This is a genomic window from Pacificimonas aurantium (assembly GCF_020092905.1).
GTDB classification, from domain to species: Bacteria; Pseudomonadota; Alphaproteobacteria; order Sphingomonadales; family Sphingomonadaceae; genus Pacificimonas; species Pacificimonas aurantium.
The window spans coordinates 956457-972587 of the sequence record NZ_JAGSGB010000002.1 but is presented as its reverse complement, the minus strand read 5'-3'; the positions used below and the strand labels follow the sequence as shown (position 1 = coordinate 972587).

Below are 16131 nucleotides of genomic sequence, written 5' to 3'. Positions count from 1 at the left end.
TTCAAAAAAGCCGTACCCCCCGGCACAATTTGCCGGGTGCCCTTCTATGATAGGAAAAACTGGCAGGGACGTTCGGCACGGACGCCGCTTTTCTCCCCCGCCGGTAAGACGCCGCATGATGGGACGGGTGACGCACAGTGAGCGATGTAGAGAAAACGGACGCCGAGGACGCAGCACCGGCCGAAACGGGCGGTAAGAAAAAGAAGCTCATCCTGATAGGCGGCGCTGCCGCCGTCCTGCTGCTTGGCGGGGGCGGGGGCGCCTTCATGTTCATGGGCGGAGACGACGCTGCGGCCGAGGAAGCCGAAGTCGCCGAAGTCGACGAGGCCGCCGATGCGGAGGCGGACGAAACTGCCGAAGCCACGGTCTTTGTCGATGTGCCGCCGATGGTCGTCAACCTGCGCTCCGCCGACGGCCAGGCCCGCTTCCTGAAGGTTCATTTCGTGCTGGTGCCCACCGGCGCCGAACATGTGCCTGAACTGGAACAGCAGATCCCGCTTTTGCTCGACTCCTATCAGCCCTTCCTGCGCGAACTGCGCCCCGAGGATCTCTCCGGCGCCGCGGCGGTCTACCGCATCAAGGAAGAGATGCTCGTACGGGCGCTCGACACGCTCGGCCACGGCAAGGTTCGCGACATTCTCATTCAGGATCTGGTGCAGCAGTGACCATGGCCGACGATTTCGACGATTTCGACCTGCCCGAGCCGCCCATGCCGGCGGACGGCGACGCCGCGGGCGCGCTCGACCAGGCTGGCATCGACGCCCTGTTCGGCGAGGTGGGGCAGAAGGAAACGCGCCGCACCGGCGTCCGGGCGGTCATCGAGACCAATGTGGTCAACCACGACCGCCTGCCGATGCTCGAGGTGATCTTCGATCGCACGGTGCGCACCTTCGCAACCAGCATGCGCAACTTCACGACCGATGCCATCGAGGTTAGCCTGGAGGGCGTCGATACGGTCCGCTTCGGCGACTATATGAACCATATCGCCCTGCCGGCGATGATCGGCGTTTTCCGAGTCAGCGAATGGGGCAGCGTCGGCCTGATCACCGTCGATGCGCCGATGATCTATGCCGTTGTGGATGCGCTTCTCGGCGGACGCCGGGGCAGCGGCGGCACCATGATCGACGGCCGCGGTTTCACCACGATTGAAACGCGCCTGGTCTCGCGCATGATCGAAGTCATTCTCTCCGACATCAGTCAGGCCTTTTCCTCGATTGCTCCGGCGGAGATGAAGCTTGAGCGGGTCGAGACGAGCCCGCGCTTTGCCGCCATCGCGGGCCCCACCAATGTCTGCGCCGCGGCGAGTTTTCGCGTCGACATGGAGGGACGCGGCGGACGATTCTCGATCCTGTTGCCCTACGCCACGCTGGAACCGGTTCGCGACCAACTGCTCGACGGTTTCATGGGAGAGGCCGAGGGCGGCCTCAACATCTGGGAAACGCATATGGAGGAAGAGATCCGGCGCACGAACGTGGAGCTGGATGTCGTCCTCGGCGAGACGGAGATGCGCCTCGCCGACATTAGAGCGCTGTCCGTGGGGCAGGCAATCCGGCTGTCTTCCGGTCCGGAAGATCCGATGGCCATGCAATGCGGAGGAATTGATCTAGCGCCGGTTCAGATTGGCCGGCTTCGTCAGAATGTGGCCGTTCGGCTGCTCAAGGGGATTTCGGAGACGTCGTCATGATCGGACTTGCTACTTTCACCAGCGTGCTCACCATTCTCTTCTGTACTGCCGTGCTTGTGCAGGCGGTCCGTCTCGACAGGCGCCTGAAGCTCATTCAATCGGCGGAGAACGGGAAAATGGTGCAGGCCCTCGACGAGGCTGCCCGGCGGGCCGAGGCGGCAACCGAAGCTCTCCGCGACCTTCTGCGCAACGAAGGCGCCCGCCTGCAGGGCGACATCGGCCGCGGCAAGGACATGGCCGACGAACTGACCGTGATGGTCGGGCTGGCCGACGCCGCCGCCGATCGGATTCTGTCGTCCATGCCGCGCGAAGCCACGGGTACAGCTCCTGCGAACGACGCCGCCGAGGCTGAGGTCGCCGCAGTCGCCGCGCAATGAAACAGGTCATCGACAGACTGTCCGGCCTGCGGCGCTACGTGCCGTCGAAGCGGATCACGTTCCTGCCGCTGATGGCGGCGGCGGCGGCCACCACGGCGCTGACACACGCGCTGGCGGTTGGTGCTGCGGAAACGAAACCGGCGGAGATCGAGGCGGAAGCAAGCAGCGTCGCGGAGAACCGCATGAGCGCCGCCATTCGCGGAGACCTTGAAAAGCGGGACGTGGATGCGGCCCAGCAGGCCCGGGCGCTGAAGCTTCGCGAGCGAAGCCTTGCGGCTGCGGAAAAGCGTATCTCGGACGCAGCGGCGACGGAGGAGCAGGCTGAAGAGCCCGCGGCGGAAGAGGATCCGCAGGCGGCGCAATATGATAGCTTGGCGCGCATCTATCAGACCATGAAGCCAAAGAAGGCGGCGGCCGTGTTCGAGCAGCTCGACCTGACGGTTCAGGTCGAGGTGTCCCGCCGCATGCGGGAACGTTCGGTCGCCCTGGTTATCGCGAATATGGGTCCGAAGCAGGCCGCGGCGCTAACGATGGCGCTGGCTCAGCCGGCCGGCGTGCCGGCGGCGTCCGGTACTGCGAAGGGGAAGGGCTAAAGCCCCGTAAGAAGTAATGGTTTGATTGCGGTCCGGCTTCCGCCGGTCCGCAATCGCTGTGCCACCCCCCGCAGGGGCGGCAAGCGATGACGAGCCTTGTTATTGGGGGCGGGCGGATAGCTCGATCACGCGCACGTGCGCGCCGGGCGCTTCGGCCTGCAGGCGCTCGTCGAGATGAGCGGCAAGCAGGCTCGCGTCGACCGGGGCGAATACCATGGCGTGAAGACGTGCGAAGTCGGCGACGCCTGCAAGCAGCAGCTCGCGCAGCATCGGCATGCGCCCGGTCAGTTTTGCCGCCAGCTGCGTGTCGGATGTCTCTACGGCGAGTGTGACTTGCAGGTTGCCGGTGGTTCGCGCTCCGTCGACGATAGGCGCGGATAGCGGCGCGAGCATGACGAAATGCGCTTCTCCCGGCGTTTCTTCACCGCCGGCAGCGGTTGCCGGGACCGAGGAAAGCATGCCGATCGACAAGGCCAGGAGCGGTGCCGTCAGCCTAGCCGCGAGGCGGGTTGCCTTGGTCGCCAATGCGAACTCCTCTCTCCAGAGTGCAGGGCCAAATTGCAGGTCGAAAGTCGGCCCCCGCGCCTCCAAAGGCGCGGCCTGTCACTACAATGATAGAAAGAAATCGAGGGACAATCGTGAGCTTCGACCAGAAACCGGCGCGGGTGCGCGTCTATTCTTCCGGCGTTCCTGCGGCGAACCAGGGCGACTCTACCGCCGTGGCCGTCGCCGGTGAGCCCGCGGCGCCTGCTGCCGGGAAGAAGGGATTCGGTCTTCTCGGCGCTGCCCTGTTCCTGGCCGGCTCCGGGTTGGGCGGTGCCGCCTTCGTCTACCTCGTTCATATGGGACTGCTGCCATGAAGGCCGCGATGCTCGCATCCCTGCTGCTGGCGGCGGCTTCGGTGTCCGCAGGGCCGGCAACCGACGGACTGCCCGAAGCGCGCCGTCCCGGGTTCGCCGCCAGGTTGGCCGAGCGGCCGCTGCCGCATTTCGCGCTTCCCGGGGCTCCTGCGCTAAACGATACCTTGCTGGCGATCGCGGCGGGGTCAGCCGACGACCGGCAGCTATTGCGATGGGATCATGCGCTCAACCTGCTAGCCCATAACCGCGCCGCGGATGCGAGCGGCGTGCTCCAGGTCATGCTCGATGACGACCCTGACCTGGCACTGGTCGCGAATTACCAGTTCGCGCTCGGCGCGGCCTATGCCTCGATGTACCGGGGGGAAGCGGCGCTGATGGCCCTGTCGGACCCGGTGCTGGCGGCGGAGCCGCGCGCGTGCCTATGGCGGATGCGGGCCTTCATGCTCCTCGGCATGCCCGCCGACGCGGAAGGTGAATGGGCTTGCGGCCGCGCGGGGCTGAAGGAACTGGAAGACGAGCGCCGCCGCGACTTTCGCTATGACTATGCCGCGGCCCTGCTTGCGGTCGGAAAGGCCGAGGAGGCCGTTACGGCTCTCGCTTCGTTTCCCGAGGACGATGCGGGCGCGAATCTCCTTCGCGGCAAGGCCCTCGTCGATCTGGGACAGCCGCAGGAGGCGCGGCACCTGTTTGCGCGGGTGGACCTGTCCGGTTCGCCGGAAGAGCGCGCGGATGCACAGTTTTCCACCATCGCCCTGACCAAGGCCGTCAATGGATCGCTCACGGAAGAGCAGGAGCGGCAGCTGGACCGGCTCTCGCTGTCCTGGCGCGGCGGCGATCTCGAACGCCGATTGCTGCGCTTCGAATTGCAGGAGGCGGGCGACGACGACGAGCGGGCGCTTGCGGCCGGCGCGGCTCTCCTTCGCTATCATCCTCCCGGTCCGCATGCCCGCGAGCTTGGAGAGGAACTGGCGTCCCGGCTGGAGCGCCGGCTGGAGGACGAGCGCGTACCGCTCGACCGCCTTGGCGGGCTGTTCTGGGAATATCGCGACCTGCTCCCAGGCGGTCTGGACGGAGACCGGCTCGTCGGGACGCTGGCCGATCGCTTCCGCGAAGCGGGCCTCTACGAGCGCGCGGCGGAACTGCTGGACTACCGCCTGCGGGTGCGCGCCCGCGACCTTGCGAAAGGTCCGCTCTCGATCGAGGTGGCGCGCCTGTTCCTACTGGCAGGGCAGCCGCAGCGCGCCGTCGACGCGCTGCAGGCGTCCGACGATGTGCGCTTTACCGATCAGATGCGATGGGACCGTCAGAAGCTCGAAGCGGTCGCGGTTTACAATCTCAGCCGCCCGAAAGAGGCGCTTGCCATTCTTCAGGACGTTCCCGGTTCGGACGACCTTGCGGCCGCCATGCACTGGGAAAGCGGCAACTGGACCGCCTTCACCGCAGCGAACCGGCACAGTCTGGCTGGCGCGGGAAATGCCGAGGTGCGTAAGGTGGCTGTGCTGAAACATGCCGTCGCCCTTGCCATGACCGGCGACAGGGCGGCGCTCGCGGCCCTAGACAGGGATCATGGCCGCGTGCTCGACGGCGACCCTCTCGAAGCGCTTTTCGATGTCCTCGTCACCGGCAGTCCGCCGTCGCGTTCGGACGTGTTCGCGGAGGCTCTCGCCGCGCTTCCGCGAAGCGCGAACGAACATGAATTTGCGAAGCTGATCCGCTCGCGGCGCGACGAGGCAGCCCGCGAGGGCTAGCGCTTCGGCCGGGTCAGGATGGCGCGAACCACGCGCCGACAACCGCGCTCAGCAGATCGGGATCCAGTTCGTCGAGTGCCACGCTGACGTCGGGCCGCTTGCTTCGGCCGACGAGGCCGCCATCGCTGTCCACCATCACGGCCAGGACCCGGCAAGCCTTGCCGAGGTTCTGGATGCAGAGCCCGCCAGGCTGGGGAAAGCGGCTGCGGTCTGCGATAAGAACTGCGGTTGCGGGCATCCCCATTCCCAGAACGGGCCTGCAGATGCGTAGGGCGAACAGATTGTCCGGCGATATGAGGACCGGCACTTCTTCTCCGGTCGGCCGCGGGTCTATCAGCCCGTCTGGAAGAGGAAATCCAAGCACGGGAAGATGTTCGCCGATATGCGGAGCTGAGGCTCCCAACGCTGCGTTCGGCCGTGACGGGCTTTCCTCCGTCAGGTGTCCGGCGGCCGTTTCGCGGAGCATGACCGCATGTTCCTTCGCCGCGCTCTCCCGGTCCTGGGCGGTCGGCAAGTGCGCAAGGAACGGGGTCAACAGGCCCGCTTCGAACTGCTCGGTCACGAAAGCTTTCAGGTCGCTCGCTTCCGAAACGCCCAGAAAGGCGCAGACTCGCTGCAGCATTTCCGGATTCCACTTCGAAAAGGGCCGCTGGGCATGTTCAACGCGGGACAAAGTGACCGGCGCCAGGTCGAACCGTTCATGTATCTTCGAAATCGTGAGTTCGGGATCGTTCGCGCGCCGCCGGCGGGCCGCGGCGGCCAGAAGAAGCGTGAACTTCTCCTCTTTTTCGTCGAAAGGCTGCTCGATCAGCGATCCGCACCAGTCGTCCATGTCGAAGGAGTCGTCGAAGCGACAGATCAGATCGTCGACACTTACGCCGAGAGTGGCCGCGATTCTTGCGAATTCTTCCGGCCTGGGAAAGACTTCTCCCCGCTCAAGTTTTGACAGGCGAATATAGGAGAGTTCAGGTATTTTTCGCGCGAATGTCAGCAGCGTATCGAATCCGCGCGTCTGCCTGATATGTCTGATCCGGTTGGGAAAAATAAAGTGTCGATAGGGATCGCACGCGTCGCCTAATATCGACTGACTAGATTCCGAATTCTCGCTCGCCACGCCATTCTCCACCCCCTCCTATATTCAAGTTAGTGGATAGAGCTTTCGTCGAAATTATTCAATATGCGAAATGAACTCGTATTGGGTACTTCGCCTAGGCAAGCAAAACTCAGCTGTCCGCTGTCCCAGTGATGGCGCCAGCTTGGTGACGTCGGATCCGGTTCCGCCGGACAGACGCACAGCGTATGCCCATCGCACAGCAACCCGATGCGGTTCGGACCGGCTCCTGCCGGCCAGCGGCGCAGCAGGTTGCCGATAAGGTCCCTGCCGATCGACTGGATCGTCAGCAGGCTGCGTGCCGCCGCGGCATTCAGTGGCAGGCGGGCGTCGGCAAGGTCGATCCATTCAGGCGTTTCGGAGGAACTGAAGACATAACAGATCACCGATCCGGCATCGTCTCCGACGGCTGTCAGGAATCGCCCGCCCACCGTCCGAAGCACCTGCTGCGCTGCGGCAATGAAGCGCTCCGCCTCAAGCAGGGAGCCTTCGTCCGCCGGAAGCTTCTCGATGATGGCCGGACTCCTGCCTGTCGTGCGAGCGATGGCGTTGCTGTGATCTGTTGTTCTCATACCCCATCATAGGCGGATCGGGCCATGGCGGGACGAAAACGGGCCGGGTTTTCTGGCCTAGCCCCGAACGATGCGCACACCTGTCTGCGACGGAAGGGGCGGCGTGCCCGATCCGTGGCCCGCGTCCGCCACGTCGTCCGTTTCGCTGGGAATCGTGACTTCGGCATAGGCGAGGTGCGGCGCGTCGGGGTTCGGCAGCAGGCTGCCGGTCGAACCCTTCGGCAGGGCGCGGCGGGCGGGCTTCTTCGGCGGCACCCAGTTGCGGAAGCCATCGCTGGACGCTTCGGCTTCGAGGAAGGCCACCGCATCGCGGACGATGCGGCGCACGCGGTCTTTGCTTTCGCCCGTATTCTCGCAGACGTCGTTCAGAGCGTCTCCTTCGAAGATGCGGCGCTCCACGATGTCGCGATGAACGTCGATCTCGCGATGGAAGGCGGAGATCTCGTCGGCCGACATGCCGTGGAACGGATTGTCGAGACGGGCGACGATTTCGTTCGGCTCCAGGGCTTCACCGCGCGCCTTGCGGCGGTTGCGTTCGCGCCGGCGCATCGTGTCGAGGTGAAGCTGGCGCAGGTGCGCGGTATACTTGTCGAGGGCGACGTCGCGGACATGGTCCGCCAGGCGGTCCGAGGCACCGGCTTCGGTGCGGTCGAGCGAGGCCTCGTCGGGAATCTGGGTCTCCAGCGTGGCAGCTTCGCTGTCTTCCTCGCCCATCGGCGTGTGCAGCGAGACGAGGCGCGCATTGACCTTCTTCGCGGTCGGACGCTGCTCTGCCATCAGGCGGAAGCGCAGGCTCTGCAGTTCGCCCTTGATCTGCCAGTTCACGAAGGTCGTGAAGGTCGCTTTCTCCGGGTCGTAGGCCTGGATCGCCCGGTGCACCGCAATGGCGCAGCACTGTTCGGCGTCGTCGGCGTGGGCTGTCAGGCCATACTGGCGGGTGAAGTAGCGAACGCGCGGGGCGATCAGCTTCATGATGTCCATGAACGCCAGGTCGATATTGCGCTTCTGGCGCCGGGTCTGCGCCGCCTCGTCGGCAGGCGTGTTATCGATGATGATCTGAACGGCTTCTTCGAGACCGCGGCTGACTTCCGACATGAGACTTTCCCCTTCCACCGGCCGGCGACGACCGTTTGCTGATGAAAGGACTTAAAGCCTCTTGGACGATTTCATCCAATATAGAACTTCTACCTATCCTATAGGTAAATCCCACAGGAAAGATAGTAACCATTCCTTAACCATGGCGGAATTCTGCGTAGAATTACGCAATTCCTAGGGGGTGCCCGCAAAGCTGCGGCTCACTCCTTCAAGTATATAGGATTATATTGGACTAGAGGTAGCGGTTGGGCTGAATCTTGCGCTCCACAAAGCCGTGAAGCCAGGATTCATGGGCGCTGCGGGCGCCATCGGCCGCAGCGATGTGCTGCTGCGCACGCCGCGCGCCCACCTGCGCCGACAAGAGCAGCTTGGCGCGCCCTTCGCTCAGACCCTCGCCGAGGAAACGGCGTGCATCGCCGAGCCCCAGATGGTGGGCGAGGTAGGCGGACTTCGCGATCGACTCGGTATCTCGGCCGACATCGACGCCGCTCCGCTCGAGTCCTTCGAGATTCTGCTTTGCGAAATCCGCGATGCTCTGCAGCGAGGCATTCGCGTCGAAACGCAGGGCGAGCAGAGCCGGGCGCGACTGAGACGTCACCCGGCCGCGCGAATCGAGCCAGCCGCGGTCCTTGGCGACGTCTTGCAGCCATGTACCGGGCGTTTCGGCCAGCGATTCCCAGGTCCCCTTGAGGAACTGTCCGAGCCCGGATGCGGAAGACCGCGGATTCTTCGCCTTGGTATTCCAGCTGCCGTCCGCCGTCCTGCCGGCTTCGGCATCGACGATGGCAGCCAGCGCCGCCGCCGGGATGCCGGTTCTCGCAGCCGCGGCCTTCAGCATCGGCTCGAACCGGCTGTTGGCGCCCAGCCCCGACAATTCGGTGGGTTCGCTCTTCGCTACGGGAGCGCGCGCGGTTACCTGCTCGGGGCGGCCCAGCTGCGCATCCGCTTGTTCTGCGAGCGATTCGATCCCTCTCGTGGCTGCCTGGCCGAAGCCGTTGTCGAACAGGGCGCGGTGGATCGATCCCGAGAGAAGCGAGCCGAATCCGGGCGTGCTGCCGAAGCCGGGGACCGGTGCGGCGCGGTCGGCGTCGCCCCCGGAGTTACCGAGCGCGGCGCGCCACAGGCTCTGTGAGGCGAGCTGACGTGCGTCGAGCTCGATCAGGCGGGCCCGCTGAGTGGGGTTCAGCTGGTTCCATGAGGGGATCATGTCGATCATGGGTCACATTCCTCTCGCGGCGCGCGCGGGAAGCGGAAGCGGGCGCATGGCGGCCCGGTCGTCGATTTCCGTCTGCTGGCGCAGGTCTTCGCGTCGGCGCTCTTCGAGGGCGAAGCGCTCGGCAACCTGTTCGAAGGCGAGCTTCTGCGCCGTATGCTCGGTCAGGCTTTCCCGCAGAAGAGCCAGCTCCGACTCTAGTTCCTTCCGCCGGGCCGACAGGCGCGCGCGTTCTGCGCGCAGCCGCTCGCGCCAGGCATCGCACGGCAAGCGCACATCGCCGCTCGGCAGGGACTGCCGCGCCTGGTCCGCCAGCTTGCGCTGGTGCATTTCCAACCGCGCGATCAAAGCCAGCCTGTCGCCGACTTCGCCGCGGATTTCGCGAACCGTGCGATCCTGAAGTCGAAGGAGGCCGGCAAGCGGGGCGGTCACTGGTCAGCTCCCTGATCCGGGATCTCGCCGGCCAGAATCCCGGCCAGTGCTGCGAAGTCTTCCTGGAAGCTGCCGACATCGTGCGGCCCCTGCGACAGAAGGGCTTCGATCGCGGGAACACGGGCGACGGCGTCGTCCACGGCCTGGTTGGATCCGGGCTTGTAGGCGCCCAGTCGAATCATTTCCTCCATATCCGCATAGACGGACAGATATTGCAGTGCGGCGCGGCGCACGTCGTTCAACTCGCCCGGCAGTGCACGGGGCAGAGTGCGTGAGACGGATTTCAGCAGGTCGATGGCCGGATAGCGTCCGCGCTCTGCAATCTTCCGGGACATCACGACGTGACCGTCCAGGATGCCGCGCACCGCGTCGGCGATCGGCTCGTCATGGTCGCCGCCGTCCACCAGCACGGTGAACAGGCCGGTGATCGTTCCGGCGCCGACGTGGCCGGGGCCTGCTCGTTCGAGCAGGCGCGGCAGCTCTGCAAAGACGGTCGGGGTATAGCCCTTGGTCGCCGGCGGTTCGCCAAGCGCCAGGCCGATCTCCCGCTGTGCCATCGCAAAGCGCGTGGTGGAGTCCATCAGGCACAGGACGTTCAGTCCTTCGTCCCGGAAATGTTCGGCGATGGCGAGTGTCGTCCATGCAGCCTGCCGCCGCATCAGAGCGGGTTCGTCTGATGTCGCCACGACGACCACGCTTCGCGCAAGGCCTTCCTCACCGAGGTCGTTTTCGATGAACTCGCGCACTTCGCGGCCGCGTTCGCCGATCATGCCAATGACGGCGACATCGCAGTCGGTTCCGCGCGCCAGCATGGAGAGAAGGACGGACTTGCCGACGCCCGAACCCGCGAACAGACCCAGACGCTGTCCAAGACAAAGCGGCGTGAACATGTCGAGTGCGCGTACGCCCGTCGTCACGCGCTCGCCGACCGGAGCCCGGTCCACGGCCGCAGGCGGCGCGGCCGTGGCCTCGCGACCCGAAAGGCCGGCTACAAGCGGCCCGCCATTGTCGGCCGGTCGTCCCAACCCGTCTACCACCCGGCCAAGCCAACCCTGGCTGGGCCGGATGACCTGGCGGCGTCCGGCGAAGCGCGCGCGTCCGCCGGTGCCGAGGCCGATGACATGCTGGAAGGGCATGCACATGGCCGTGCCATGGTCGAGACCGATGACTTCCGCGTCCACTTCGCCTTCGCCCGAGTCGATGCGTAGCTGGGACCCGATCCGGGCCGCCCCCTCCAGGCCCTCGACCTCGATCAGCGGACCGCGCACGGCCACCACCCGGCCCGCACGCTCATCGAGCGGCAGGTCGCGCAGGGCCCGTTCCATGGAGTCGAAGCGGCTGGAGCACATCATGTTACGCGGCTTCGGACGCTTCCGGGAGGGTATCTTCGGCGGCCATCAGCTGACGGCAGTCGGCCAGCGCGGCATAGAAGTCGCCCTGAGCGACCTTCTGCGCCATCGCCACGGCCGGCTGGACGACGCCCGGGCCGCTCGCCTGGTCGAAGATGATCTTCAGCACCTCGAGCAGGCGCTTCTGATGGTCCTGGCGGAATTCGGGCTCCACATAGGCCATCTGGCAGCAATAATAGAGTTCGCGCGCGGGGCTCGTGGCCTGGTCGGGCATCATGATGTCGCGGCCGCGCAGGACGGTGCACTGGTTTTCCAGCGTGAAGTCCGTGCGGCCACGGGCGCGGAGGAGAGCACCGTTGATGATCACCGGCTCGCCGTCGCGCAGTGAAATGCGGAGGGTCATGGCAGTTCCTTCAAGTTGACCCCGCTCTTCTAGGAAAAAATTTCCGCTCGGGACGAAGGGGGCGGGCAATAAATTCTGCCTGCATGACCCGACCGTCATCCGACACGCCCCTAAAATGGTGCCGAAGCGCGGTGGAGACCCGCCGTGCGGCTATCGTGAAAGGGAGACTGGTCCAGTGAGCCTCTATTCCGCTCTGTACGCCGGCGTGTCCGGCCTGGGATCAAATGCCACCGCCATGGCTGGCGTGGCCGACAATATCACCAATATCAACACGACCGCGTACAAGGGCGTGCAGACCCAGTTCAAGACGATGGTCGCCGTCGGCAATTCCGGCACGACCTACTCCGCGGGCGGCATCGCCGCCGCGCCCCAGACGCTGATTTCCAAGCAGGGCGTCCTTCAGGCTTCGGCCAGCAGCACCGATCTCGGCATCGACGGCGCCGGTTTCTTCGTGGTGCGTCAGGGCCCCGAAGCGAACGACTCCGTTGCCTATACGCGGGCAGGCTCCTTCACTCCGGACGAGGACGGCTTCCTGCGCAATGTCGGCGGCTACTATCTTCAGGGCTGGCGCCTCGATGCGACCGGTTCCTTCGTGAACGACGGCGATCTCGGCCGTCTGGAACCCGTCCGCCTGAACGAGCTTGCGGGTACTGCGACGCCGACGACGAATGTGGAATTCCGCGCGAACCTCGACTCCAGTTCTCCGGTGTTCACCGGCGCCTATGCGTCGGGCGACATCGCCTCGGGGAATGTCGCTCCGCAGTTCTCCCGCTCGATGGATATCTTCGACGAGCAGGGCAATTCCCACCGCGTGTCCGTCGGCTTCATCAAGACCGGCGTCAACCAGTGGGCCGCCGAAATCTATGCCGATCCGTCCGAAGTGACGACGCCGACAGGCGTTCTCGCCAGCGGCACGATCGCGTTCAATCCGGACGGCAGCATCGATGCCGGCAACACAACGCCTGCATTGCTGTCGCCGATCACGCCGCCGTGGTCGAACGGCGCCGGTGCCCAGGCGATCAACTTCGACCTCGGTACTGACGGCGAGATCAACGGCCTGACCCAGTTCGGAGCCGAGTCCGCGCTGATCTCCTCCTCGGTGAACGGCGGCATGATGGGCACGATCACGTCCGTTTCCGTCTCCGACGAGGGCGTTGTCAGTGCTCTCTTCGACGACGGTTCCTCAATCCCCGTCTTCCAGTTGCCGATTGCGACCTTCCCCAATCCGGACGGTCTGTCGCTGCTTAACGGCAATGCGTACGAAGTCTCGAACGACTCCGGCTCCGCCGCGATCAACCAGCCCGGTTCGCTGGGTGCGGGATCTCTCGCCGCCGGTGCCCTGGAGGCCTCGAACGTCGACCTGGCGGAAGAGTTCACCAACATGATCCGCTTCCAGCGCGCTTACAGTGCGTCCTCGCGCATCATCACCACGGTGGACGAAATGCTCCAGGAAGTGGGCAATCTGAAGCGCTAAACCTCTAGGTCCTGACTGGTCGGCACTATGGGTCTGAACGACGTTCTCGGTTCGGCGGTCTCCGGGCTTTCCGCTTCACAAGCGGGCCTGAAGACCGTGTCGAACAACATCGCCAATGTCGGCACGCCCGGCTATGCGCGCGAACGCGTGGCCTTGTCGACCAGCGCGACCGGCGGGCGGGTCACCGGCGTTTCGGTTTCGGAGGCCACGCGGGTGGCCGACCGGTTTCTGGAAACGACGGTCTATACCCGTTCGGGCGATGCAGGCCGGGCCGATGTCACCTCGGCCTATCTCGACCGGATGCAGGCGCTTCTCGGCGCACCCGGTTCGCCGACCGCTTTGCCTGCGCGTCTCGATGCTGTTGCGGCATCTGCCACGGTCCTTACCGGCGCGCCGGCGTCGAACGAGGCGGCCAGCGCCTATATTGCGGACGTGTCGAGTGCGCTCGGGTCGCTGCAGCAGCTAGAGGGCGACATCGACACGCTTCGCAGCGATGTCGAGGCCGAGGTCAGCTATACGGTCGACCGCGTCAACACTCTGCTCGAACGCATCCACGAACTGAACTCGACCGTCTCGCGGCTCGACGGCCTCGGCCGCAGCTCTGCCGGCGCGGGCGACCAGCGCATGTCCGCCATCGAGGAACTTAGTGGTCTTGTCGCCGTAACGGTCCGTCATCAGTCGGACGGCCGGGTCACCATCGATACGGCATCGGGCGCCGTTCTGCTCGACCGCCGTTTGCGCCAGCTCGACTATGCGCAGACGTCGGGTGCCGGGGCAGCGCTTCCCGACTACCCGGCGATCGAAATCCGCTTTGCCGAAGCGCGCGGGCAGGAAGCTGTCGCCACCGGAGAGCGGATCGAATCGGCCTCGGTGGGCGGCAAGCTTGGCGGCCTGATCGATCTTCGCGACCGCGCGCTGCCGCGCATGTCGGAGGAACTCGGTGTCCTGTTCGGCGGTCTCGCCCACACTCTCAACGCCGCCAGCAACGCAGCGACGACAGTTCCCGCGCCCTCGTCTTTGCAGGGGCGTCAGACGGGACTGGCGGGAGGCGATCGCCTGGCCTTCACCGGTACGGCGCACTTCGCGGTTACCGATGCCGGCGGCAAGCTCGTCGCAAAGACGACGCTCGACTTCGATGCGCTCGGTGCAGGCGCGACGGTCGACGACGCGGTTGCCCAGATCAACGCAGGACTCGGCGGTGCAGCAACCGCAAGCTTTACGAACGGCGTCCTTAGCTTTTCCGCCGCTGCCTCCGGCCACGGCGTCGTCGTGGCGCAGGATTCCGCCGCGCCCAGTGACCGGGCCGGCTCGGGCTTCTCGCAATATTTCGGCCTAAACGACCTTGTCCGCAGCGAGGGGCATTCGCTCGTGGCACCCGGTTTCGCCGGCGACGAGCCGCACGGGTTCGGCGCGGGCGAGACCGCGGAGCTTGTGCTGCGCGACACGAGCGGCAAGGCGCTCACACGCTATACGCTGACCATGACCGCCGGTCAGACCTTCGGCGACATCGTATCCGACCTCAATGCCAGCGATCTTGGCCAGTATGGCAATTTCTCGCTCGATGACGGTGGCCGCGTTCAGTTCGATCCGAATGCCGACCTTCGCGGCGCGCTTATCGCCATCCCCACGGATTCGACGAACCGCCTCGGTACGGGGCGCACCTTCTCCGAGCTTACCGGCCTCAGCGGCCTGTCTTCGGGTCTGTCCGAAGCGCAGGTCCAGCCGAGCCTGGCATCCAGCGGCAGCCGCCTGCCGCGCGCGATCCTGTCGGAGAGTGCAGCGGTCGGCGACATTGCCATCGGCCGGGGCGACAATCGCGGCGATGCCAAGCTCGTCGAACTGCTGTCGCAGGAAGTCGATTTCGGCAAGAACGGTCGCTCTACGCTGACCAGCTTCGCCGCCGCCCTGCTCGGCGGTGCGGGCGCCGAGGCGGCCACGGCCGCCGACAATCTCGCCGACGCGAATGCGCGCCGCAGCGACGCGGTCAATCGCCGTGACGCCTTTTCCGGCGTCAATCTGGACGAAGAACTGTCCCAGATGGTCGTCCTTCAGAACAGCTACGCGGCTTCGGCGCGCATCATTTCCACGGTCGGCGAGATGTACGACGCACTTCTCGCCATGACGTCATAAGGGTTCTTCGTCATGCGTATCGCCACCATGCCCCTTCAGCTGACCATGTCGGACGCGATCCAGCGGACGCAGGGGCGGCTTGCCGACATCCAGTCCCAGCTTTCCACGGGTAAGAAAGCGCCAAACCTCGCTGCGCTGGGCAACGAGACCGTGCGCAACATGTCCGCCCACAGCATGGTGTCACGGCAGGAGGCCGAGCTGCAGGTCGCGCAGCGCCTGCAGACCACCATGTCGCTCTACGATGCGCACATCACGCAGATGGACGACGTCACGAGCGGACTGAAGAACGACCTTCTGACAGCAATCGGCACCGGCCGTGCGGAAGGCCTCCAGGCGGCCATCGAAAGCGCGTTCGACCAGCTGCGCGGCTCGCTCAACACGTCGGAAGGCGATGTGTATCTGTTCGGCGGCTCGCAGACCGACAAGACGCCGTTCCTGCCCGAAAAGGTTCAGGATCTGGCGGGCCTTCCCGACGCCGATGTCTTCGCGAATGACGATGTCAAGGCGAAGGCCCGCGTCGCCGAGGGCGTCGACATCACCTACGGCGTTCTTGCCAGCGATGTGGCCGGCAAGCTGACGTCCGCATTGCGGACTCTGGCCGAAGCCGGCCACATCGGCGCTACGCCGACCGAGGCGCAAAAGACAGCTCTGCAGACGGCGGTCGGCCAGATCGACGATGCGCTGGCGGATATTCGCAGCAGCAACGCCGCCAATGGTCGCCGCCAGCTGCAGGCAGATCAGCTGACCGAGCGAACCGAAGACCGTATCCTCGTCCTGAAATCGGTGATCGCCGAAAACGAGGATGCCGATCTTGCCCAGGTGGCCGTCGACCTTGCTCAGCAGCAGGCAAGACTGGAAGCGAGCTACCAGGTGTTTGCCCGGCTCTCGAGCCTCTCGTTGGGCGATTATCTCCGCTGATTTCCGCGATCCCGGATATTTGAGAGGGCGCGCTCGGCCATCTTGAGGCCGGGCGCGCATTTTCGCGTCTGCATATCAGCTTCCGGTCGGCGACTGGGCGGGAGGGCTGGCCGCAGGTGCCGCCATGTCCGGCGTCGCTCCTGCTCTCGCGGGGAGGAGGGTTTCCGTGTGC

At 65.4% G+C, this 16131-nt stretch carries 17 protein-coding genes; 9 read left to right on the top strand and 8 right to left on the bottom strand.

Going from position 1 to position 16131, the window contains the following annotated elements:
* The first annotated feature begins 137 nt into the window (after window positions 1-137).
* Genes KCN53_RS11410 through KCN53_RS11395 form a run of 4 tightly spaced genes read left to right on the top strand, consistent with a single transcriptional unit; the run spans window position 138 to window position 2654 of the window.
* The gene (locus tag KCN53_RS11410; RefSeq protein ID WP_224199628.1) at window positions 138-665 is read left to right on the top strand and encodes a flagellar basal body-associated FliL family protein; all 528 of its coding nucleotides are present in this window, start codon (window positions 138-140) and stop codon (window positions 663-665) included.
* 2 nt (window positions 666-667) lie between these two features.
* Window positions 668-1684: a flagellar motor switch protein FliM gene (gene fliM, locus KCN53_RS11405; protein ID WP_088712326.1), complete on the top strand. Its 1017-nt coding sequence runs from the start codon at window positions 668-670 to the stop codon at window positions 1682-1684.
* A complete protein-coding gene (locus tag KCN53_RS11400) occupies window positions 1681-2061 on the top strand; it encodes a DUF6468 domain-containing protein (RefSeq protein ID WP_088712327.1) in 381 nt (126 codons plus the stop codon). Before fliM ends, KCN53_RS11400 begins: the two co-directional genes overlap by 4 nt.
* Window positions 2058-2654, top strand: coding sequence for a MotE family protein (locus KCN53_RS11395; protein WP_088712328.1), 597 nt, complete (start codon window positions 2058-2060; stop codon window positions 2652-2654). The genes KCN53_RS11400 and KCN53_RS11395 overlap by 4 nt, the downstream gene beginning before the upstream one ends.
* A gap of 99 nt (window positions 2655-2753) precedes the next feature.
* Here KCN53_RS11395 and KCN53_RS11390 read toward each other — a convergent pair whose 3' ends face one another.
* Window positions 2754-3179, bottom strand: a complete 426-nt coding sequence (locus tag KCN53_RS11390) for a hypothetical protein (protein WP_088712329.1) — start codon at window positions 3177-3179, stop codon at window positions 2754-2756.
* A gap of 113 nt (window positions 3180-3292) precedes the next feature.
* Between KCN53_RS11390 and KCN53_RS11385 the strand changes: the two genes are divergently transcribed.
* Both KCN53_RS11385 and KCN53_RS11380 read left to right on the top strand, forming a co-directional pair.
* A complete protein-coding gene (locus KCN53_RS11385; protein ID WP_088712330.1) occupies window positions 3293-3514 on the top strand; it encodes a hypothetical protein in 222 nt (73 codons plus the stop codon).
* Window positions 3511-5262, top strand: coding sequence for a hypothetical protein (locus KCN53_RS11380; RefSeq protein ID WP_088712331.1), 1752 nt, complete (start codon window positions 3511-3513; stop codon window positions 5260-5262). Before KCN53_RS11385 ends, KCN53_RS11380 begins: the two co-directional genes overlap by 4 nt.
* Before the next feature lie 13 nt (window positions 5263-5275).
* Here the strand turns inward: KCN53_RS11380 and KCN53_RS11375 are convergent, their stop codons facing one another.
* The 7 genes from KCN53_RS11375 to KCN53_RS11345 form a co-directional block, all read right to left on the bottom strand.
* On the bottom strand, window positions 5276-6094 hold the full coding sequence (locus KCN53_RS11375; protein WP_172406215.1) for a hypothetical protein: 819 nt from the start codon (window positions 6092-6094) through the stop codon (window positions 5276-5278).
* Window positions 6095-6405: 311 nt separating this feature from the next.
* Window positions 6406-6945 carry a hypothetical protein gene (locus KCN53_RS11370; protein WP_088712333.1) on the bottom strand — a complete coding sequence of 180 codons (540 nt, stop codon included), beginning with the start codon at window positions 6943-6945 and terminating at the stop codon, window positions 6406-6408.
* A 57-nt stretch (window positions 6946-7002) separates the two neighbouring features.
* Entirely contained in the window at window positions 7003-8040 is a 1038-nt protein-coding gene (locus tag KCN53_RS11365; RefSeq protein ID WP_088712334.1) for a sigma-70 family RNA polymerase sigma factor, read from the bottom strand.
* Window positions 8041-8272: 232 nt separating this feature from the next.
* Entirely contained in the window at window positions 8273-9256 is a 984-nt protein-coding gene (locus KCN53_RS11360) for a peptidoglycan-binding protein (RefSeq protein WP_224199626.1), read from the bottom strand.
* 3 nt (window positions 9257-9259) lie between these two features.
* The gene (locus KCN53_RS11355; RefSeq protein ID WP_088712335.1) at window positions 9260-9685 is read right to left on the bottom strand and encodes a hypothetical protein; all 426 of its coding nucleotides are present in this window, start codon (window positions 9683-9685) and stop codon (window positions 9260-9262) included.
* Window positions 9682-11037: a flagellar protein export ATPase FliI gene (gene fliI / locus KCN53_RS11350; protein ID WP_224199624.1), complete on the bottom strand. Its 1356-nt coding sequence runs from the start codon at window positions 11035-11037 to the stop codon at window positions 9682-9684. The genes KCN53_RS11355 and fliI overlap by 4 nt, the downstream gene beginning before the upstream one ends.
* 1 nt (window position 11038) lies before the next feature.
* A complete protein-coding gene (locus KCN53_RS11345; protein ID WP_088712336.1) occupies window positions 11039-11437 on the bottom strand; it encodes a flagellar biosynthesis repressor FlbT in 399 nt (132 codons plus the stop codon).
* Window positions 11438-11612: 175 nt separating this feature from the next.
* Between KCN53_RS11345 and KCN53_RS11340 the strand changes: the two genes are divergently transcribed.
* Genes KCN53_RS11340 through KCN53_RS11330 form a run of 3 tightly spaced genes read left to right on the top strand, consistent with a single transcriptional unit; the run spans window position 11613 to window position 15959 of the window.
* Window positions 11613-12911: a flagellar hook protein FlgE gene (locus KCN53_RS11340; RefSeq protein WP_224199623.1), complete on the top strand. Its 1299-nt coding sequence runs from the start codon at window positions 11613-11615 to the stop codon at window positions 12909-12911.
* Between the two features lie 27 nt (window positions 12912-12938).
* The gene (gene flgK / locus KCN53_RS11335) at window positions 12939-15041 is read left to right on the top strand and encodes a flagellar hook-associated protein FlgK (protein WP_088712338.1); all 2103 of its coding nucleotides are present in this window, start codon (window positions 12939-12941) and stop codon (window positions 15039-15041) included.
* A 12-nt stretch (window positions 15042-15053) separates the two neighbouring features.
* Window positions 15054-15959, top strand: coding sequence for a flagellin (locus tag KCN53_RS11330; protein ID WP_088712339.1), 906 nt, complete (start codon window positions 15054-15056; stop codon window positions 15957-15959).
* The last annotated feature ends 172 nt before the right edge of the window (window positions 15960-16131 follow it).